The 18,038-nt window shown below is 60.5% G+C and carries 20 protein-coding genes and 1 riboswitch; of the genes, 6 read left to right on the top strand and 14 right to left on the bottom strand.

Features of this window, described 5'->3' with window-relative positions:
- From K6T12_RS12410 to K6T12_RS12425, 4 genes are all read right to left on the bottom strand, one after another.
- A complete protein-coding gene (locus K6T12_RS12410; protein WP_222222951.1) occupies window positions 1-627 on the bottom strand; it encodes a HyaD/HybD family hydrogenase maturation endopeptidase in 627 nt (208 codons plus the stop codon).
- A 258-nt stretch (window positions 628-885) separates the two neighbouring features.
- The gene (gene pnuC, locus K6T12_RS12415; protein ID WP_315853604.1) at window positions 886-1,542 is read right to left on the bottom strand and encodes a nicotinamide riboside transporter PnuC; all 657 of its coding nucleotides are present in this window, start codon (window positions 1,540-1,542) and stop codon (window positions 886-888) included.
- Window positions 1,539-1,793: a YkoF family thiamine/hydroxymethylpyrimidine-binding protein gene (locus K6T12_RS12420; protein WP_222222953.1), complete on the bottom strand. Its 255-nt coding sequence runs from the start codon at window positions 1,791-1,793 to the stop codon at window positions 1,539-1,541. The genes pnuC and K6T12_RS12420 overlap by 4 nt, the downstream gene beginning before the upstream one ends.
- A 256-nt stretch (window positions 1,794-2,049) precedes the next feature.
- The gene (locus tag K6T12_RS12425; protein ID WP_222222955.1) at window positions 2,050-4,122 is read right to left on the bottom strand and encodes a TonB-dependent receptor; all 2,073 of its coding nucleotides are present in this window, start codon (window positions 4,120-4,122) and stop codon (window positions 2,050-2,052) included.
- 57 nt (window positions 4,123-4,179) lie between these two features.
- A riboswitch (TPP riboswitch) is annotated at window positions 4,180-4,308 on the bottom strand.
- A 189-nt stretch (window positions 4,309-4,497) separates the two neighbouring features.
- Here K6T12_RS12425 and K6T12_RS12430 point away from each other — a divergent pair.
- Genes K6T12_RS12430 through K6T12_RS12440 form a run of 3 tightly spaced genes read left to right on the top strand, consistent with a single transcriptional unit; the run spans window position 4,498 to window position 6,585 of the window.
- Complete coding sequence (locus tag K6T12_RS12430) at window positions 4,498-5,493, top strand: amidoligase family protein (protein WP_222222957.1); 996 nt, start codon at window positions 4,498-4,500, stop codon at window positions 5,491-5,493.
- A complete protein-coding gene (locus tag K6T12_RS12435; protein ID WP_222222959.1) occupies window positions 5,466-6,161 on the top strand; it encodes a gamma-glutamyl-gamma-aminobutyrate hydrolase family protein in 696 nt (231 codons plus the stop codon). The genes K6T12_RS12430 and K6T12_RS12435 overlap by 28 nt, the downstream gene beginning before the upstream one ends.
- Window positions 6,154-6,585 carry a YqaA family protein gene (locus tag K6T12_RS12440; protein WP_222222961.1) on the top strand — a complete coding sequence of 144 codons (432 nt, stop codon included), beginning with the start codon at window positions 6,154-6,156 and terminating at the stop codon, window positions 6,583-6,585. Before K6T12_RS12435 ends, K6T12_RS12440 begins: the two co-directional genes overlap by 8 nt.
- A gap of 297 nt (window positions 6,586-6,882) precedes the next feature.
- Here K6T12_RS12440 and K6T12_RS12445 read toward each other — a convergent pair whose 3' ends face one another.
- On the bottom strand, window positions 6,883-7,461 hold the full coding sequence (locus K6T12_RS12445) for a class I SAM-dependent methyltransferase (RefSeq protein ID WP_222222963.1): 579 nt from the start codon (window positions 7,459-7,461) through the stop codon (window positions 6,883-6,885).
- Window positions 7,458-8,465 carry a 23S rRNA (adenine(1618)-N(6))-methyltransferase RlmF gene (gene rlmF / locus K6T12_RS12450; RefSeq protein ID WP_222222965.1) on the bottom strand — a complete coding sequence of 336 codons (1,008 nt, stop codon included), beginning with the start codon at window positions 8,463-8,465 and terminating at the stop codon, window positions 7,458-7,460. Before rlmF ends, K6T12_RS12445 begins: the two co-directional genes overlap by 4 nt.
- 276 nt (window positions 8,466-8,741) lie before the next feature.
- On the opposite strand from rlmF, the gene K6T12_RS12455 reads away from it, so the two are divergent.
- The 3 genes from K6T12_RS12455 to K6T12_RS12465 all read left to right on the top strand — a co-directional run bounded on the left by K6T12_RS12455 (window position 8,742) and on the right by K6T12_RS12465 (window position 11,259).
- Complete coding sequence (locus K6T12_RS12455) at window positions 8,742-8,957, top strand: hypothetical protein (protein WP_222222967.1); 216 nt, start codon at window positions 8,742-8,744, stop codon at window positions 8,955-8,957.
- Between the two features lie 105 nt (window positions 8,958-9,062).
- A complete protein-coding gene (locus K6T12_RS12460) occupies window positions 9,063-9,641 on the top strand; it encodes a PhnA domain-containing protein (protein ID WP_222222969.1) in 579 nt (192 codons plus the stop codon).
- A 412-nt stretch (window positions 9,642-10,053) separates the two neighbouring features.
- Window positions 10,054-11,259, top strand: coding sequence for a hypothetical protein (locus tag K6T12_RS12465; RefSeq protein WP_222222971.1), 1,206 nt, complete (start codon window positions 10,054-10,056; stop codon window positions 11,257-11,259).
- A 117-nt stretch (window positions 11,260-11,376) separates the two neighbouring features.
- Here the strand turns inward: K6T12_RS12465 and K6T12_RS12470 are convergent, their stop codons facing one another.
- The 8 genes from K6T12_RS12470 to K6T12_RS12505 all read right to left on the bottom strand — a co-directional run bounded on the left by K6T12_RS12470 (window position 11,377) and on the right by K6T12_RS12505 (window position 17,632).
- Complete coding sequence (locus K6T12_RS12470; protein ID WP_222222973.1) at window positions 11,377-12,180, bottom strand: lipase family protein; 804 nt, start codon at window positions 12,178-12,180, stop codon at window positions 11,377-11,379.
- A gap of 374 nt (window positions 12,181-12,554) precedes the next feature.
- Window positions 12,555-12,833, bottom strand: coding sequence for a DUF3303 domain-containing protein (locus K6T12_RS12475; RefSeq protein WP_222222975.1), 279 nt, complete (start codon window positions 12,831-12,833; stop codon window positions 12,555-12,557).
- A gap of 207 nt (window positions 12,834-13,040) precedes the next feature.
- Window positions 13,041-13,268: a DUF3955 domain-containing protein gene (locus tag K6T12_RS12480; protein WP_222222977.1), complete on the bottom strand. Its 228-nt coding sequence runs from the start codon at window positions 13,266-13,268 to the stop codon at window positions 13,041-13,043.
- A 143-nt stretch (window positions 13,269-13,411) separates the two neighbouring features.
- Window positions 13,412-14,398: an NAD(P)-dependent alcohol dehydrogenase gene (locus K6T12_RS12485; protein ID WP_222222979.1), complete on the bottom strand. Its 987-nt coding sequence runs from the start codon at window positions 14,396-14,398 to the stop codon at window positions 13,412-13,414.
- A gap of 75 nt (window positions 14,399-14,473) precedes the next feature.
- Window positions 14,474-14,866, bottom strand: a complete 393-nt coding sequence (locus K6T12_RS12490) for a VOC family protein (protein WP_255611701.1) — start codon at window positions 14,864-14,866, stop codon at window positions 14,474-14,476.
- A gap of 697 nt (window positions 14,867-15,563) precedes the next feature.
- On the bottom strand, window positions 15,564-16,139 hold the full coding sequence (locus K6T12_RS12495; protein ID WP_222222981.1) for a YdeI/OmpD-associated family protein: 576 nt from the start codon (window positions 16,137-16,139) through the stop codon (window positions 15,564-15,566).
- A 108-nt stretch (window positions 16,140-16,247) separates the two neighbouring features.
- A complete protein-coding gene (locus K6T12_RS12500) occupies window positions 16,248-16,676 on the bottom strand; it encodes an SRPBCC family protein (protein ID WP_222222983.1) in 429 nt (142 codons plus the stop codon).
- A gap of 365 nt (window positions 16,677-17,041) precedes the next feature.
- Window positions 17,042-17,632: a Crp/Fnr family transcriptional regulator gene (locus K6T12_RS12505; protein WP_222222985.1), complete on the bottom strand. Its 591-nt coding sequence runs from the start codon at window positions 17,630-17,632 to the stop codon at window positions 17,042-17,044.
- Window positions 17,633-18,038: the final 406 nt, after the last annotated feature.

The raw sequence follows: 18,038 nt of genomic DNA on the forward strand, positions 1-18,038 counted from the left end.
TCACTCCTGCTCGAAGCGCCGGTTCAACACCCGCGCATCGCCGATCCGGCAGGCCTCGACCTCCGCCGGCCGGCCCTCTTCATAGCGCTGCAGGGTCAGTTCATCGGGCGCCAGGTCGGTGGTGACCAGCGGGGTTTCCCGCCGTTGCGGCTTCACGCCGAAGCCGGCCAGGTAATCCAGCGCCAGCTGTACCGCCGACTCGAGCTGGGCCCGTACCGGCTCGCGCAGGCTGCCGCCGAAGTCCTCCAGCTCGACCGGTTGCACGCCGATCAACAGCAACTTCTGCGGGTAGGAACCGGTGAACTCGGCCATCGCCAGCACCTCCTGAAAACCGGTCTGGTGCAGGCTCATCCGCTTGGCGCCCATGAACTTCGGCACCTGGTCATCGTGAATCAGCTTCAGGGTGCCGGGCACCAGGCCGTAGTCGATCGCATCGAACACCACCAGGATGTCGGCCTGCTGCACATGCTGCACCAGGTAGATCCCCTGGGTACCGCCATCCATCAGCCGGACGTTGTCGTCGAACCGGTAATAGCGGTTCAGCTGCTCGACGGCGCGCACACCGAAGCCCTCATCCGCCCAGAGGATGTTGCCGATACCGAGGATCAGAACGTTTTTTTGCGCCATTGCCCGCTCCTGTCAGCGAAACCTGTTGTCAGCAAAACCTGAATTGACGGTTTCATTACAAGGAGCGTGCCAACAGGACGAGGAAAGCTGAAAGCCCGAGATGGCGGCTGTTACGGCAGGGGTTACAGGAATCCGAGAGACGGGAAGTGAAAAGTTGGTTTTCGATAGCCCCAAACACCGGAAGAGCAGTTTCCATCCGGAGTGTGGCGACAGCCTACAAAGGCTCGCCTGCGGGACATATCCGGGCTGGGCAGGCGGTTAAGCCTGAGCGGTCGCCCTGTGGGCGGCGGGTCGGCTGAAGCCAACCCTGGCCGCCTGGCGGTATTCGCGGTACCAGCGGATAAAGCCGAACACCACGATCAGCTCATAGAGGCAGAACAGCCCGGCGGTCAACAGCAGACCGCGGTCCAGATAGAGGTAGATCGACAGGCCGTCGATCACCAGCCAGTAGAGCCAGTTCTCGAGGATCTTGCGGGTCACCATGTAGGTGGTCAATACCGCGCCCCAGGTGGTGAAGGAGTCCAGGTAGGGCAGCGCGGCGGAGGTATTGCCCGCCAGCAAGCCTCCGGAGATCAACGTCAGCAGCAGTACGCCGGCGATCGCCAGCAGGTGGCGCGACAGCGACCAGCGGCTGATCGACAGCGGCTCGTTCCGCCCCGTATCGCCGTTGCGCCACTGATACCAGCCGTACAGCGCCATCGCCAGGTAATAGACCTGCAATGCCGATTCCATCAGCAGGCTGGCATCCCAGAACAGCACCGTGAAGATCGCCGTGCTGACGAAGGCGGCGTACCAGCAGAGGTTGTTCTGCCGCATCGCCAGCAGCAGGTAGGCCAGCGACAGCAGCACCGCCACCAGCTCCCAGCCGGACATCGCCTGCCAGCCGGCCAGCAGGGTCTGCTGCCAGTCGCTCACGCCAGCTCCCGCACGTCACCGGCGATGAACTTGGCGACGAACACCGCCCGGCCATGCCGGGCGAACGAGCGGCGCATCTCGACGTCCAGAATCTCCATCACCCGCTCGTAGTCGCCGTACAGCTGGGTGCTCATCGAGTTGGTCACCACCTGGATATCGTCGTACTGGTGAAACGCCTGAATCACCTCTTCGATCGGCGGAATGAAGTCGTCCGCCAGCGGGTACAGGCTGATCTCTACGCTCAATTTCATGGTGCCTTTCCTTCTGATCTGGTGGGCGTTGCGGCCCCGACAAAGCCCCTGCAGGGCGAACTCGGTGTGCCCCTTTGGGTATCAGTGTGCCACCGCCGCCGGTGGTTCTTTCTCGGGTGGAGTGCTTCGCACTCCTGGTCGGCTAAAGCCAACCCTACAAACTCCTGGCCGGCTAAACCTGCCCGGCCGGAGCCGACCCTACAGGGGTGCCACTCGGGGCGCCTAAGCGCCGCAGGCGGCTTGTGCAAAACAACGGTTAGAACATCAGCTTAGCCGTCACCCCGATCAGGCGCGGATCGCCGAACTGGTAGTAAGGTTCGGTGACGTAGTCCTTGCGCGGGTCGTTGCCGAAGCTGCCGAAGCCGCGCACGTAGTAGTCCTCGTCGGTCAGGTTGCGGCCCCACAGGCTGAGCTCCCAGTCCGGCGTACGGTAACCGATGCGGGCGTTGAGCAGCTCGTAGGCGTCGGACTCGGCATTATGACGGTCGGAGAAGTAGAACTCGTCCTTGCCCTCCAGATCGACCCGTGCGTACCAGCCGTTGCCGTAGTCGTAGTGGGCGCCGATCAGGAACTGGTAGTTCGGTGCATGGGCCTGCTGGCGGCCATCCCAGCTAGCGCCCTCCTCCTGCAGATCGGTCTGCAGCCAGCCGAGCGCGCCGAACAGGGTCAGCTGGCTGTTGACCGCCAGGTTGGCTTCCAGCTCGATGCCGTAGTTGGTGCCTTCGGAGGAGTTGTCGATGAAGTCGATGAACTCGCTGCTGCCGTCGTCGCGGGTCACCACCCGCGACCCCTTGATCTGCACGTCCCGGCGCTGCTGGTAGAACAGCGCCAGCTGGGTCTGCAGCCGGTTATCCAACCAGCTGCCCTTGACGCCGGTCTCGTAGTTCCACATGTATTCGGTGTCGTAGGTGCGCAGCGCCTCCGGCAGGGTGCCGTCGGAGTTGAAGCCGCCGGCCTTGTAGCCACGCGAGATCAGGCCGTACAGGATGGTGTCATCGTTGAGCATGTAGTCCAGCGCAACCCGGCCACCCCACAGGGTTTCGCTCGGATCGGAACTGACCCCGTCGCTGTCGCGGTAGTCGGCGTCCCAGCGCTCCACCCGCAGCCCGGTGGTCAGCGTCCAATCGTCGGACAACCAGGTTTCCAGCTGGCCGTACAGCGCGGTGCGGGTGCTGTCGAACTTGCTGGTGAAATCCTCCGCGTTGAAGGTGTACTCGCGGGTCAGGTCGACCGACTGGTCGTTGAGGTAGACGCCGGCCACCCACTGGGTGGTGCCGTTGAAGATCTCGGCGCCCGGTCGCGACACCAGCCGAATCTCGCCGGTGGCGGTCTGGCGGTCGCGGATGTAGTTGTCGGTCGAGCTGTAGCCGAACGGGTGGAAACCGTCGAAGGTCCAGTCCTCGTCGTAACCGTACTCCAGGTCGGAGTCGGCGAAGCTCAGCGAGGTCTCCACCAGAAAGCTGTCGTTACCGCTCCAGCTGGAGGCGAACGCCAGCGCGGCGGTCTCCTGGCGGTCGTGGCCCGGCTCGTCGGACAGGGTGTGGCGGGTGTTATCCAGCGAGAAGGCGTCGTAGCCATTGTCGATATCCACCAGCAGCGCGGTCAGGTCGATGGTCAGGTCTTCGCTGGCCTCGATCCGCAGCTTGCCGCGCAGGGTCTGCTCATCGCGGTCGTTGGTGTCGTCGCGATCCAGGAAGTCGTTGCTGATGTAGCCGTCGCTGCCGTAGCTCTGCAGTGCCAGCCGGTAGCCGACCCGATCACTGATCGGCCCACTGAGCACACCCTTGACGCTGTAAGTGTCGTAGTTACCCAGCGTGGTTTCGATGCTGCCGGTGCGGTAGTCGGTCGGGTCGTTGCTTTTGATGTTGATCAGCCCGGCCAGCGCATTGGCGCCGAACAGGGTACCCTGAGGGCCGCGAAACACCTCGACCTGCTGCACATCCAGCAGGGTCGCGCCGCTACCGATGCCGCTCATGTCGATACCATCCACCAGCACCCCGACCGACGGATTGAGCGGCTCTACGAACTGGCTGCGCTCGCCGATACCGCGAATCTGGTAGAACCGCGCCCGCGACGAGCCGCCGGCGAAGTTGACGTTCGGCGCCAGGCCGAGTACATCCTCCAGATGCTCGGCACCGCGAGCGTTGATCGTCTGCTGATCGATCACGCTGATGCTGTTGGGGATCTCCTGCAGCTCCGCTTCGCGGAACTCGCCGGTCACCACCACCGCCGTCATCTCAGTGACATCGCTGTCGCTCGGTTGCTGGGCAAACGCCCCCTGTGCCATCAGCATCGCACCGGCCAGGGTAGTCAATCGAAAGGTCTTCACATCAAGTCTCCGGTCTGGATACGCAGAGACCCGGTTGAACGCGGGGAAAATAAGGCGGCGGACTCTCGCTCCTATCCCTACGCCGGCATCATCCGGATCAGGTTCAAAGGGTTTGCCGGTCACGGCATCTCAGGCCTGCTGCCGACGTTCAAACGCCGTCAACAGTCGCCACCCCTTAGGAAAAATAGTCGGGCGAATATGTAATAAAAACAGCACCCGAAACGGCCGGCATTGTAACGGTTTGCCGGCAGCGGCACTAGCAGTCTCAGGACGATCCGACACCAGTAGAATTTACGAACCACCGATCCGGGCATAAGCTCAAGGGTGCGGACCACCAGCAACCGCCGGACTCATTAGAGATACGCAGGAGACACCATGGCCAGCACACTGCCACTGCCGGACGTGCTTTACACCGACCAGGGTCGGGAGCGCCGGGTGGGCATCGAACTGGAGTTGGCCGGGATCGAGCTGCCGACCATCGCCGCCTGCGTGATCCACAGCTACGGCGGTCAGGTTCGGAATATCTCCCCCTATGAACTGGAGATCGTCGACAGCGCGCTGGGCTGCTTCCGGGTGGAACTGGATTTCAATTTCCTGAAGCGGCTGGCGAGGGAACAGAACGAGGATCTCAGCACCGGCAGCCTGGAGCTGCTGGTGACCGATGCCCTGGCGGAGATGGCCAAGAACCTGGTGCCGTTCGAACTGATCAGCCCGCCGGTACCGATTTCGCAAATAGGCCGGCTGGAGGAGGTGGTGGTCAAGCTACGCCAGGCCGGCGCCAAGGGCACCTATGATGCGGTCCATTACGCCTTCGGCCTGCACTTCAATCCGGAACTGCCAGCGTTGAACAGCGAGACCCTGCTGCGCTACTTCAAGGCTTATCTCTGCCTGCAGGACTGGCTGGAAGAGCGCGAGGATGCCGCGCTGACCCGCCGCCTGAGCCCCTATATCCAGCCATTTTCCAAAGAGTACTGCCGGCGGGTGCTGCGCGCCGATTACTGGCCCGACCTGGCCCGCTTCAGCCGCGACTACCTGGCCAACAACCCCAGCCGCAACCGCTCGCTGGACCTGCTGCCGCTGCTGGCCTACCTGGACGAAGCGGCGGTGCGGGCGGCAATCGACGACGAGCGGGTCAGCAAGCGCCCCACCCTGCACTACCGGCTGCCCAACTCCGATATCGACAACCCGAACTGGAACCTGGGCCGCGCCTGGTGCGACTGGCTGCAGGTGGAGGCCCTGGCCAATGACCGCCCTCTGCTGATTGAGGTTTGCGATCATTACCTGGCCCACCTGAACAGCCTGACGCCGGACTGGATAGCCCCCTGGAAGGAGCAGGTGACCCAGTGGCTAAACCTCCCATCATCGGTGTAACCGGCCCGGACCACACCTTCGCCATCGGTTGGTGGGCCAGTTGGCTGTCGGTGCGGTTGGCCGGCGGCGCCCCGTTGCGGCTGACCCCCAGCACCTACCTGCTGCACGAGCACGACCAGCTGAACGGGCTGATTATCGGCGGCGGCGACGATATCGACCCCGGCCTGTACGGCCACGACGACGGCCGCGCGCCGATCGACCCGGAGCGCGACCGGTTCGAGATCGAGATGATCGAGCACGCACTGCATACCCAGCTGCCGATCCTCGGCATCTGTCGCGGCGCCCAGCTGATCAACGTGGTGCTGGGCGGTTCGCTGTTTCCCGATATCCGGTCGATGCGCCAGCGTACCTCCAACCGGCGCACGCCGCTGCCACGCAAGACCGCCATCGGCACCCAGCGCGGCCAGCTGGATGGGGTGATGCGACAACGGCGCTGGCGGATCAACAGCCTGCACCACCAGGCGATCGACCAACTTGGCGACGGCCTGATCGTCACCGCCCACGACCTGGACAACTTCGTCCAGGCGGTGGAGTCGACCGACCACCGGCTGATCATCGGCGTGCAGTGGCACCCCGAGTACCTACCCTACCTGCGCAGCCAACGGCGGCTGTTCCGCCATCTGGTACACTGTGCCCGACTCGCCAAACCGGAAGCCCTGGATGATTGACTACCTGTTGCTGTTTGGCAGCGCCTTCCTATCCGCCACGGTGCTGCCGTTCTACTCCGAAGTGATACTGGCCTCGCTGCTGGCCAAGCAGCCGGACAACTGGCCGATGCTGTGGCTGGTCGCCAGCTGGGGCAATACCCTGGGCGCGGCGGTCAACTGGGGGATCGGCAAGTACCTGCTGCACTACCGCCACAGGCGCTGGTTCCCGATCAAGGAGCATCATCTGGAGCGGGGCCAGCGCTGGTTCCAGCGCTACGGGGTCTGGTCGCTGCTGATGGCCTGGCTGCCGCTGGGCGGCGATGCGATCACCTTTATCGCCGGCATCATGAACGTGCGCTTTTCGGTGTTCCTGGCGCTGGTGTTCCTCGGCAAGGGGCTGCGCTACCTGATGGTGATCTACCTGGCGGATAGTTTGCTGTTGTAGTACAAGCGGCCTGTTACGATCGTATTGCAGATTCGCCCCTCCCCCGTACCAGACGCTTTCCTACAGGGTCGGTCTTCGCAGATACCATCTCTCGATTCCGGCCACAACAGCCTTTTACAGCCTTGTAGCTGGAGCTCCTGCTGGTTCTTCACCACGCCAATGTAGGGCCGGGCCCGGCCGTAGCAGCCCGCTCCGAGGGCGACAAGCCGCGGATTTCAAAGCCCCCGTGGGTTGCCGCTGAAGCGCCTCCTACAAGGTGATATCCCATTTCCTACGGGACCTCACCTTGACAGCAGATCAACCGGCCCGGCGGCGAAAGAGGTACAGATCCAGATAGTCGTCGTCCTGCTGCAGTTGACGGTAACTGAGTAGCTCCAGCCGATCATCCAGCTCGAGATACTCCTGCGGCTGCAGGCAGAAGCGGGCGTTGAAGCCATGCCGCTGGTGCTGCAGCAGGTTGAAGGAGACCAGCATCAACACGCCGCCCGGCGCCAACCGTTCCACCAACTGCTGCCACAGTGCAGGGGTCGGCTTGTAGCGGCAGACCAGGATACTGTCGAAGCCAGCAGGTTCAGCCAGCTGCGCCAGCCCATCCGCGTGCTCCAGATCGGCCCGCACGGTCTGAACCGCCAGGCCGCACCGCTCGGCGAACTGTTGCAGCCGATCCAGTCCGGCCGGCGAGATATCCAGCGCGGTAACGGAAAATCCCGCCTGCGCCAGGTAAAGTGCGGCGGCGCCGTCACCGCTGGCGACATCCAGCAGCCGACCCGGCTTCAGTTCGGCGACCAGCGATGGCAGGAACGCCGGCGTTTGCGGCGGCTGTTGCCGGTCTTTGGCACTATAGCGCGCGTCCCATTTCTGCTGATCGCGACTCATCGAGTCCCTCCTTGAGGCTTAGCCCCGGAAAACCATGCCTGGCGGGCAGCTTCGTCCAGAAAGCTCCAGGCCACCAGCCGGCTGCGCTTCTGGCCCTGGGCCATCTCGATAGTGCGCACCTCGACGACCCCGACCCGCTGCAACGCCTGGTAGACCGCCGGCAGGTTGGCCTGCTTGGCGATCAGGCTGCTGAACCAGAGGCATTGATCAGCGAAGTGCGCGCTCTGCTCGACCATCTTCCGCACAAAAGCCGCCTCGCCGCCCGGGCACCAGAGTTCCGCGTTCTGGCCGCCGAAATTGAGCTGGGGTTTGTCCACTGCCCCGCGCGTTACCGTTGCCCCTTTCTTCCCTTTGGCCAGGTTGCTCAGCTTACGCCGGCTGCCGGCCGACGCTTCCTCAACGGAGCTATGGAAGGGCGGATTACAGAGGCTGAAGGCGAACCGCTCGGTCGGCTTGATGATGCCGTTGAAGATGTCGCCGGCATGCTTTTGCAGGCGGCACTCGATGCTACCGCGTAGCGGCGGATTGGCATCGGCGATCAGTTGCGCGCTGCCGACCGATACCGGGTCGATATCGGCGCCGACGAAGCGCCAGCCGTAGCTGCGCAGGCCGATGATCGGGTAGATGCAGTTGGCACCGACACCGATATCCAACCCGACTACCGACCGGCCACGCGGAATCTCGCCGCCGTTGCTTTCGGCCAGCAGATCGGCCAGGTGGTGCAGGTAGTCGGCCCGGCCGGGAATCGGCGGGCAGAGGTAGCCCTCGGGAATATCCCAGTGTTCGATACCGTAGCCGTCCGCCAGCAGCGCCTGGTTCAGCGCCTTGACCGCCGCCGGATCGGCAAAGTCGATCGACGGCCGGCCGCCTCGGCCGACCGACACGAACGGCGCCAGTGGCGGGCAACGAGCGATCAGCCGGTCAAAATCGTAGTGCGCCCGATGCGGATTACGCGGGTGCAGACCGTTGCGCTCGCCGGTCGGTCTGTGTTGCGGTGGTTTCATCTACGGCTACCGGTTGTGGAGAAGATGGCAAACATGGAAGACAGTTCCGGCCAGGCTGTCGCGCCAACCGGAAGCCGGATTATAACGGCTCAGCCAGGCCGGGTCGCGCCGTGCCCACCCAGGCTGTGGATAACAGCCGGTCGTTTACGGCTTGCCGATTTATCCACAACCGCTCAACACAACTGCCCCGACTATACTCAGGCTATTACCGGCGTTACGCCCGCCGCTCTGCCCGCTGAATACACAACCCGCCAAGCCCCGGCGCTGGAGTCAAATATGGGACCAACTGGATTGCTGGTAATCGGTCTGGTCGCCACCTGGTTCGTCTGCGGCATCAATGCCGCCCAACGGCTTGACCGGCACTACCGGCAGCGGGGCGATCAGTTCTATAACAGCCATGCGATGGCGATTGCCGAAGCCGACGCCTGCGTGTTCTTCCTCGGCCCGGTCGGGCTGCTGGGGGTCCACCTACTGCTGCGCTCGAAAAGCTAGCTCGCCGGGAAAACCCACAAAAAAGTTCATCTAACAATTGGTGTTATTGATATAATTGGATGCTATATAAAAACACCATCCGCAAATTTTCAGTGATATAGCCTTATGAGTATTGAACACACCCTGCTACAGCGTTGTGGCTCCAAATGCGAGCTTTGCGCCTCCGCCGGCCATCTCTCCGTGTACCCAGTGCCGCCGGTGGACAGCCCTGATGCGGGCAGCAGTATCATGCTGTGCGACACCTGCCGTGGCCAGATCGACAACCCGGAGCAGCTGGACGTCAATCACTGGCGCTGCCTGAACGACAGTATGTGGGCACCGGTACCGGCGGTACAGGTGATGGCCTGGCGGATGCTGAAGCAGCTGTCCGGAGAACCCTGGGCGCAGGACCTGCTGGATATGCTGTACCTGGATGAGGAGACTCAGCAGTGGGCCGAAGCCGGTATCGCCGCCGACAGCGATGACGATGCCGAGCCGACCCTGGACTGCAACGGCACCCGCCTGCAGGCCGGCGACACCGTCACCATCATCAAGGACCTGGTGGTCAAGGGCGCCAACTTCACCGCCAAACGCGGTACCGCGGTGCGCAATATCTCACTGACCTCCAACCCGGAGCATATCGAAGGCCGGGTCAACGGCACCCGTATCGTGCTGCTCTCCTGCTACCTGAAAAAATCCAACTAAGCCGATTCCGGCTTTTGCATGGACACTAATCAGCTGCCGCCGGCCCGATACAGGGTCTGCGGCAGCTTGATCACTCATGCTGGCCAAGCCCCCACATCCCCTCTACTCATCAAATGATGTCTGTCAGGCGCTATTAAAATCGCTTGGCTCTTTTCTTTTTTTATCGCCCTCCCCCCTGTCTATACGCTGATAGCCACGCTTAACAAATTATTAGTAACCAGACTAAGCCATTGAAATAAATAAAAATAAGCTGCGCCTGCAAAATAGTTCCAGTAGTCCAAAAATTTGTCCTAACCGTGCAGACCCACGCTTGCCTAGGCTCCTGTCACAGCGATGGATTGACTGCTGTTTTTCAGCAGAGAGCCCTATGGACAGGCTCCGACGAGGAAAAAATGAGGAAAGGGGAACCGCTATGGAAAACCTGCACGCGTGTTGGCGGCCAGTCTCGCTATTGGCCCTGATACTCTCCGCACTGAGCACTGCCCCCGCCTGGGCGCACTCGGCGGACAGCTATGCCACCCTGACCCTGCAGCCCGGCAATACCGTAGGCGCAGGCACAGAGGTCACACTGATCGCAAACGCCTACTGTAGCGAGCAGCACAGCTTCAGAGGCCAGCCGGCCGGCCACTGCCAGGAGGCCAATCAGCTGGTTGGAACCGGCAGCCTGCACATTCAGGCGGTAGTGGATGGCGACGGCCAGCCGACCGACTGCAGCCACCAACCGCTGGATTATGAGATGCTTGGCCAGTCCGCCGCACCAAACTACCAGATGGCCTTCGATACCAGCGGCCTGGGCGGCCAGACGCTGGGCTTCCGGGTCCATTACGTACCCAGCGGTGGCGGCGGTGCCCATAAGCCGTCGCAGGCCAAGTCGGCTTGTGTCGATCTGATCATCACCCAGGGCGATCCGCTGCCCGACGGCACCCTGAGCTACGGCCAGGGCTTCTACGGCTCCTCACCGGTCGGCGAGATGCTGGTGGCCAGCCTGATCGACGGCAATGTCTGCACACCGATCCACGATATCCTGTTCCAGGCCGGTTTCAGCTCGCTGCTCAGCAGCTGCGATGAGGCCTACTGGTCCGACCTGGCGCTGTTCCTGACCGGTACCGTGGGCAATACCGGCGGCAACAAGGACGGCGGCTTCCTGCCGGCCGGCAATCCGTCGGTCAACGGCCCCGGCCTGAACCTCGCCGCCCAGCAGATCACCCTGTCGCTGAACTTCAACCTGTGGCTGATCCCGGCCGACGGCCTGATGGGGTCCTACTACATCAACGTCGACCCGGTGCAGGACTACGTGGATGGCGCCGCCGCCGGGCTGATCGATCCGGTGTTCCACAACCCGGAGCTGTACAGCGACTGTGTCGACGACGGCCAGCAGCACTGCAGCAGCCTGGTCTATTCAGAGCTGGGCGCAAAGGTGGCCGCATTGGATGATGCCGGCACCAGCGTTCATGAGGTCTATGACGCGGCGATGAGCCTGCTGCTGGGCGGACTGGAGAGCGTCGACCTCAACAGCGTCAGCCTGAGCCGGGGCGATATGACCGCCATTCTGGGGATGATCAACGAGTCCTACGACGGCCAGCCGAGCGGCTTCGTAACCGCCTGGGATGTCGACTGACTAGCAGGGAAGTGGCTTTCAAATAAAGTGGCTTTGCAATACTGCCAGCCTCGGCCACCCGGGTGGCCGAGGCGTTCGTTAGACAGCCTGAGCAATGCTGCGCTTAGCCCACCGAGCTCAGTGCTCGGCCGCCACGAAGCGTTCCCGCTCGGCATAAGGGACCTGCACCGCACCCGCCAGCTTGGCGCGGATATGGGCCAGGTAATTCACCATGAAATGCTCCCGGATGCTCTCGTGGCCCAGGTCATGCCAGAAGCTGTCAACCGACAGCCGGGTCGCATCGTGCTGGTCCAGATAGACATACCGTTGTCCATCCAGCAGGATCACCTCCTCGCCCAGATGCTCGTAACGGCCGTGAGTCGAATCCAGCAGCGTCACCGGCGGCACCAACGGCACCACATCGTTCTCGTCGACCACCCGGGTTAGCGGCAGGAAGCCGTAGGCGGCCCCCCCCTTGGCGTTGGTCACCTTGGGCTGGCCGAAATTGAACGCATGGTCCAACTGAAAGCCGTCGTCATGCAATTGCATCATGGTCAACACCGCGATCGCCGCGCCCAGCGAGTGGCCGGTCACCCGGGTCACATAATCCGGCTTCAGATAGGGCCGCACATCGGCGTAGAGCTTGGCCGTCGACTTGGCAAAGCCCTTGTGCACATAGATCCCCAGCGCTTTATCGTTCCACGGCATGAAGTCGGCATCCAGCAGCCCATTTTCCAGGTTGTCGGTGCCGCGGATACTGAGTACCTGCAGTTTCTGCTGCGGGTCCTGCTCCAGAAAATACTGCACATCCTCGTCGGCCACCGTCGCCACCCTCACCGTGTCCGGAAACTGAGCACGGATCTGCGCCTCGCTCTGATAGGCCGCGCTGGCCCGTTGGGCGTACCAGTCCACCTGTTTGAAATCGATCGTTTTGCTGATCATTCGGTTACCTCCCTGTAAATTCGAGCACCCTGCCAACAGCACCCCGGCTGCCAGCAGTATCAAACGTCGCGTTTTCATGCCCCCTCCCTGTCATTCGTCAATCTGCCCGAGAGCGGTCCGGCCCAACCGGGCCGGATAAACAGCATAGTTCAAACAGCCGCGACAGGTAGCAGACCAGCGTTTCCCCTGCAGGCCATGGCAAAGCGGCCAACGAAGGCGATACTGGTGACGATGGCCTCAACAGGACAATGCCGACGATAGAAAACGCGCGCCCCACAGGCTGCCAGCGAGCTGAATCGCCTCGAAGCCACGCGCTGCGGTTCAGCAGGTAGCCGGGCGGGCGGCCCGGCGCCTGTTCCGGGTATACAACGGATCTACGACGCCCGCACCCGCGCCGCCGCCTCGCCCGCCTGTTGATCGTCCACCACCGGCGTCACGTCGATCTCCAGCAACGGTGCCCACTCGGCAATATGCGCGGACAGCGCCACCAGGTCGTCGGTCTCGCAGAGCAGCCAGCCCCGATTGGAGCCCGGCGCATGCCAGCGCCCCAGCGTGGTCACCCCTTCCGGCAGGGGCGCGCCGGCGGCAAGAAAGGCATCCAGCGCCGCATCGTAGCTTTGCGGTGGAATCGACCAGGTCGCCATGAATTTCATCTCGTATAGCCTCCCCAGTTGGGTTGCGGATGGCTGGCATCCGAACGCACGGCCGGCATGACACAGCGCCATGCCTTGGCTGCCGGCACGCCAGCATCTCTACAAGGGCGCGAGCCCCCGCAGGGTGGCGATAGTTCAAAGTATATGGATGAATTCAGAAAGCGGTGGACGAGCCACTTGACCCGCCGGGCGACAGGCAGCGATCGGTCAGCAGCTGCGCCGTGACCAACGTCGCCAGAGCGAGCGGCTCAGCGAGGCCAGGGCAAATGCAAAGCCGGTCACCAGGCAGAACCAGCCAACCGGCAGCAGCGCGAACGGCTCCTGCAGATAACCGTCAGCATCGATGGTGCTGCCCGTCAGCTGAAAGGCAACCAGGCAGCCCAGACCGACAGCCAGAAACAGTAGAGAGAGTTTTAGCGCGGTGATTGTTTTCATAGATGCGCTCCCCATCGTTAGCGGATTCCCGGCCATTGGCACAGCCAGCAGGATGCCAGCTTAGCGGCCCGAGCCGAACGCCAGATGAACGGGGGAGCGGTGTAACCAATGGGGCAGGCCACATTCTGCCGGCGACCGATCGCTCAGTCGCCGACGTCGTCGATGTTGATCACCAGGTTGCCCCGCTTGTGGCCCTGCTCTACGTAGGCGTGCGCCTCGGCGACCTGCGCCAGCGGATAGCGACGGTCGATGACCATCTTCAACGCGCCGGTCTCGAGCAGCGCCTTCAGCTGCTCCACCAGCAGCCGCAGCTCGGCGGCAGGCCGCATTCCGGTGGCCGAAAATCTGGCCTTCTTGCGGCCGGCCAAAGCGGTCTGCAGCATATGGCGGAACAACGGCAGGCCCAGCACCGGCGACAGGTACTGGCCATCGTCGCTCAGCACCGCTTTGCAGCGGGCGAACGAACTCTTGCCCACCGTATCAAAGATGATGTCGTAGCGCAGGTCGGCGCGGGTGAAATCCTCACGGGTATAGTCGATCACCCGGTCGGCACCGAGCGACATCACCAGCTCCCGGTTGGCGCCGCTGCACAGCCCGGTCACCTCGGCGCCGAAATGCTTGCCGAGCTGCACCGCCGCCGTGCCGAGGCTGCCGGAGGCGCCGATCACCAGCAGCCGCTGGCCGCGCTGCAGTTGGCCGATATGCCTCAGGAAGCTCAGCGAGGTCAGCGCACCGTCGCAGACCGGCGCCGCCTGTTCAAAACTGATCCCGGCCGGCAGCGTCGCCACCAGAGCATCTTCGGCGACACACAGATACTCGGCATTGGCGCCGAAATTCAGCCCGGTCTCGCCGAATACCCGATCCCCCACCCGGAACCCGGTCACCGCCTTGCCGACCGCCTCCACCTCACCGGCAAAGCCGGTACCGGGAATCTGCCGGGCGGGCCGGCGCAGCCCGGTCGCCAGCCGGCCGATATAGGGGGTACCGCTGCGCATCATGGTATCCGCCGCGGTCACCGCCGAGGCCCGCACCCGCACCAGCAACTCATTATCCTTGGCAGTTGGCCGCTCGACCTCCCTCAGTTCCAGCAGCTCCGCAGCGCCGTAAGCCGGGCAAACTATCGCTTTCATCTTGTTCCTTTGGTTCGTCCTTCAGTTCGCCCACAAGAGGCGCCGCTGCCGGGCTCTGCCCGCCGGATCAGCGGGTTACCCGTTAACAGGAGAGCAGAGCTCGACGACGGTGCCGTCGATGGCCCTGACATAACCCACCAGCTGCCCCCAGGGCTTCGCCTCCGGCGCTTTCATCGGCTGGGCCCCAGCGGACAGCGCCCGCTCATAGGCGGCCTGCACTTCCTCGGTGACGAACGCCAGCTCGAAGCCGAGCGGCGGGGTTTCGCTGCCTCCCTTGATATAGCGGCCGTTCAGATTGAGCTCGCCCAGCTCATGGGAGGCAAACGCCAGCACGGTGGCACCGGTATCCAGCTCGCCATAATCCTTGGACTCGTGCAGAAAGCGGATCTCGAAGCCAAAGGCGGCGCGATAGAATTCGAGCGTCTGCTCGACCGATTCCACGTAGATGATCGTATAGCCGAATTTCATAATCCTTCCTTAATTTCCTGAATATACTAACCGCTTACGAAGCAACAACCAAAACCCTGCTTGGATTTTCGATTTTGAACAACAAAGGAGTTCTCCATTTCCAAAGTACTGTTTAACACCTGGCTAAAAGGCGCGCTATAATCGCGCCCCAGTGTAGGCCGCTTGCGGTCTGAGCGATTTATAGCCATTTATTATCTGTGTGTGGCAGCATAGAAACATAAGCCAGAAATTGACAAGAATACAACCCACGATATGTGCTTACCATTCGTAAACCAAGCAGATAGCAGGCCACTTAAAAGAAACACAATTCCCGTTATTTGTAACACCTCATCTATGATGTGTGGGCCGGGGTCGGACAAAACATACATAATAGCTGCGAAACCCCAGCATGCGATAGTTGTAATATACCAAGAAAATTACAACACCCTTTTTGTAAACCATTCACTACCGAGCAATTGTGGGGATTATCTCTTCGAAAGAGTCTTATTAGAATGTATTTTCACCCATAATTGAATAAATAAACCCTAGCAATACTGCCAATAAACTACCGATGCAAAGCATATACTTTAACTCTTGGGTACAGCTAACGACGCCTTAATCGGATAAAAATATAGCTATACTTTTTGATGCACGAAACAAAGCCAACCGTTTTTGTTTGGTTTAGATTCCTTGTTATGACTTTTCGTCTTTTTTAAGACTAAGTCGGCTTTTCTTGGCGGACAAGCATATCTATAAATTTTGCAAACCGCCTTTGTCTGGTTTCGGGTTTCTTAGCACTTGTCAATCCATGCGCGATGACATAACGACTCGATTTAGTGAGCGTTTCAAAAAACTGCTTCGCCTTCGGCTTGCTCTCTAGTGCCGCCAAGAAATCCTCCGGCACTTTCATTTCACTTACCGCATAGGCGTTCTCCCACCGGCCGTCCGCTTTGGCGGCACGAACGTGCACGAGCCCTGCCTCCATCATCCGGCCCTCGTTTATCAAACGCTCAACATGCTCTATATTCCTTTTCGACCAGTTGCTTCGCGCTTTTCTTGGCGTGACCCGCTGGAGATAGGCTTGGTCATCGATCGACCTCTTGACGCCATCGATCCAGCCCCAGCACAGAGACTCGACCACGACATCGTCCCAAGTCACGCTCGGAATCCCTGTTTTTTTCTTGAATATCTTTACCCAAAGTTCACTTTCGGTGGCGTGATTCACCTTGAGCCATCGGCCGAGATCTTTCGGCGATGCAAAGGTCATGATTCTCGCTGGATCGGGTTTAGGCATAAAGCTAAATTCTCCTCGGCATCACGCGCGTTAAAGTTTGACAAGCGCTTGTCATACTGTGAGATAAGCGAAACCGGCAAGCGTTTGGAATCACTCTTAAACGCTTTGTTATGTGCGGGGTTCAACGTATTCTTTTAAAGCTCCCAACAGGAAGTCCCATACCTGAGTTTCCATTAAGTTGTATAGCTCTTCTGACCTAATGTTACTTTGAACAAGTTTTAACTCTGTACCTTCTGGGATTTCCGAAAGAGCATAACTAATAAGTATGTAATTCTCTGAAGTACGTTCAGTGCCGTGGTTGTCGCTCCAATAGCGATATGAATAGAAACCAGGTTCATTCAGGCTTTCAATTACACCATAATCAGTAAAAGGAGAACCATTAATTTCACCCTTGTACAAAACCTCTGAACCAACCTCCCAGGTACTCACAACTTCGTTGAGTGGGTAGTACTTAGGAATTTCATTGCTACTCGTTAATGCCTGAAAAACTCGAGCTTTTGGAGCATTAATCTTGATAACTTTTTCTATTTCAAACACTGACTAAAATCCTTCTATTTATTGGTAGCACATAACGTTTGTGTATACAGCATGCCGTATATCTCCCCTTGCTAGACAGCGCATAGGTAGAGATAACCGATTGAAAAGAAAGGAGATAAAGAGGGGTGTTCGATATCTGCTTCCTTGCAAATCTTGCATGCTTTATAGCTGTAATATACGGGGGGTCTCAGTATCTACCTGACCGCTTGTCCATTCACCGATTCTGCTACAAATTTTTGTGTGCTGCCACCAGTAAACAAGCACCGGCGAGGCTCCCGGCAGTGTAAAAGAGCAATTCCCTGCCACCGAGCAGGTAGTCCGTACGCACGAATGAAAAACTGGTGAAGTGGCCCCTCCAACCTGCATCATTTCAACCGGCTGCGAATCCGGCTAAGGGCCACCGGGGTGATTCCGATATAGCAGGCGATATATTGCAGCGGAATGCGCTCGGCCAGGTCGGGTTGCTGCTCGAGGAACTGCAGGTAGCGCTGCTCGGCGCTTTGCCGCGCCAGAGAGTTTTCGCGCTCCTCCTTCTGGATAAACATCGCTTCCAGGATGCGCACATAGCCTTGCAGGAATCGCGGGCAGTGCTTCATCTGCTCGAAGAACAGAGTCCAATCGAACTCCAGCACCAGCGCGTCTTCCAATAATTCGATACTGAACAGCGCCGGGGTACCACGCACCATCGCGCGGGTGGAGCCGGCCAGCGCCGGGGCGGCATAGAACGCCTGGGTGAACGCCTTGCCCTCGCTGTCGACGCTGATATAGCGCACCAGCCCGGTGGCCAGGAAGAACAGACGCGCGGCCTGTTCGCCCTGGCGGAACAGATAGTCCCCTTTGCGGTAGTGGCGCACCTCGGCGTTCAGTTGCAGTTGAAACCAGTCCACCGGCTGTGCGAGGCCGCTGAGTTTCTGGAAATAGTCGAAGAAGCCTTGCTGCAACTGCTGCTTGTCCATCGTTACGCCTTGTGTTGCTTGGTCGGTGTGTCCGTAAGGTCGGACAGACAGTGTTTACACAAAGCGTGGGGGGATGCCAAGGGGGAGGCTGACGGCTAGATCGGTTGGGGAGCAGAAATAATGCCGGTGGGAAGAGGGATTCTCCGTTGTATCTAGTATCGATGATCGCCCGCAGAGCGGGCTGCTACGGCAGAGCCCTGTGGGGCGCCACCGCCGTAGGGGGTTGAAAACGCCTGTCGGCGTTTAGCCGGCCTCGAGAGATGGTATCTACCAAAATCAGATCCTTTGTAGATACCATCTCTCGATTCCGGCCACAACGGCCTTTTACGGCAGTTGTGGTTGGAATTCTTGCTGGTTTTTCACCACACCGAAACAGATGTGTACCAGCTTGCGCATGGCGGCGCCC

The organism is Marinobacterium arenosum, assembly GCF_019795155.1.
Classification (GTDB): domain Bacteria; phylum Pseudomonadota; class Gammaproteobacteria; order Pseudomonadales; family Balneatricaceae; genus Marinobacterium_C; species Marinobacterium_C arenosum.

Excerpts from the sequence above, each read along its gene's own strand:
- K6T12_RS12410 (WP_222222951.1), bottom strand. The coding sequence starts at position 627 with ATGGCGCAAAAAAACGTTCTGATCCTCGGTATCGGCAACATCCTCTGG.
- K6T12_RS12420 (WP_222222953.1), bottom strand. The coding sequence starts at position 1,793 with ATGAAATTGAGCGTAGAGATCAGCCTGTACCCGCTGGCGGACGACTTC.
- K6T12_RS12430 (WP_222222957.1), top strand. The coding sequence starts at position 4,498 with ATGGCCAGCACACTGCCACTGCCGGACGTGCTTTACACCGACCAGGGT.
- K6T12_RS12440 (WP_222222961.1), top strand. The coding sequence starts at position 6,154 with ATGATTGACTACCTGTTGCTGTTTGGCAGCGCCTTCCTATCCGCCACG.
- K6T12_RS12445 (WP_222222963.1), bottom strand. The coding sequence starts at position 7,461 with ATGAGTCGCGATCAGCAGAAATGGGACGCGCGCTATAGTGCCAAAGAC.
- rlmF (WP_222222965.1), bottom strand. The coding sequence starts at position 8,465 with ATGAAACCACCGCAACACAGACCGACCGGCGAGCGCAACGGTCTGCAC.
- K6T12_RS12455 (WP_222222967.1), top strand. The coding sequence starts at position 8,742 with ATGGGACCAACTGGATTGCTGGTAATCGGTCTGGTCGCCACCTGGTTC.
- K6T12_RS12460 (WP_222222969.1), top strand. The coding sequence starts at position 9,063 with ATGAGTATTGAACACACCCTGCTACAGCGTTGTGGCTCCAAATGCGAG.
- K6T12_RS12465 (WP_222222971.1), top strand. The coding sequence starts at position 10,054 with ATGGAAAACCTGCACGCGTGTTGGCGGCCAGTCTCGCTATTGGCCCTG.
- K6T12_RS12470 (WP_222222973.1), bottom strand. The coding sequence starts at position 12,180 with ATGATCAGCAAAACGATCGATTTCAAACAGGTGGACTGGTACGCCCAA.
- K6T12_RS12475 (WP_222222975.1), bottom strand. The coding sequence starts at position 12,833 with ATGAAATTCATGGCGACCTGGTCGATTCCACCGCAAAGCTACGATGCG.
- K6T12_RS12480 (WP_222222977.1), bottom strand. The coding sequence starts at position 13,268 with ATGAAAACAATCACCGCGCTAAAACTCTCTCTACTGTTTCTGGCTGTC.
- K6T12_RS12485 (WP_222222979.1), bottom strand. The coding sequence starts at position 14,398 with ATGAAAGCGATAGTTTGCCCGGCTTACGGCGCTGCGGAGCTGCTGGAA.
- K6T12_RS12490 (WP_255611701.1), bottom strand. The coding sequence starts at position 14,866 with ATGAAATTCGGCTATACGATCATCTACGTGGAATCGGTCGAGCAGACG.
- K6T12_RS12495 (WP_222222981.1), bottom strand. The coding sequence starts at position 16,139 with ATGCCTAAACCCGATCCAGCGAGAATCATGACCTTTGCATCGCCGAAA.
- K6T12_RS12505 (WP_222222985.1), bottom strand. The coding sequence starts at position 17,632 with ATGGACAAGCAGCAGTTGCAGCAAGGCTTCTTCGACTATTTCCAGAAA.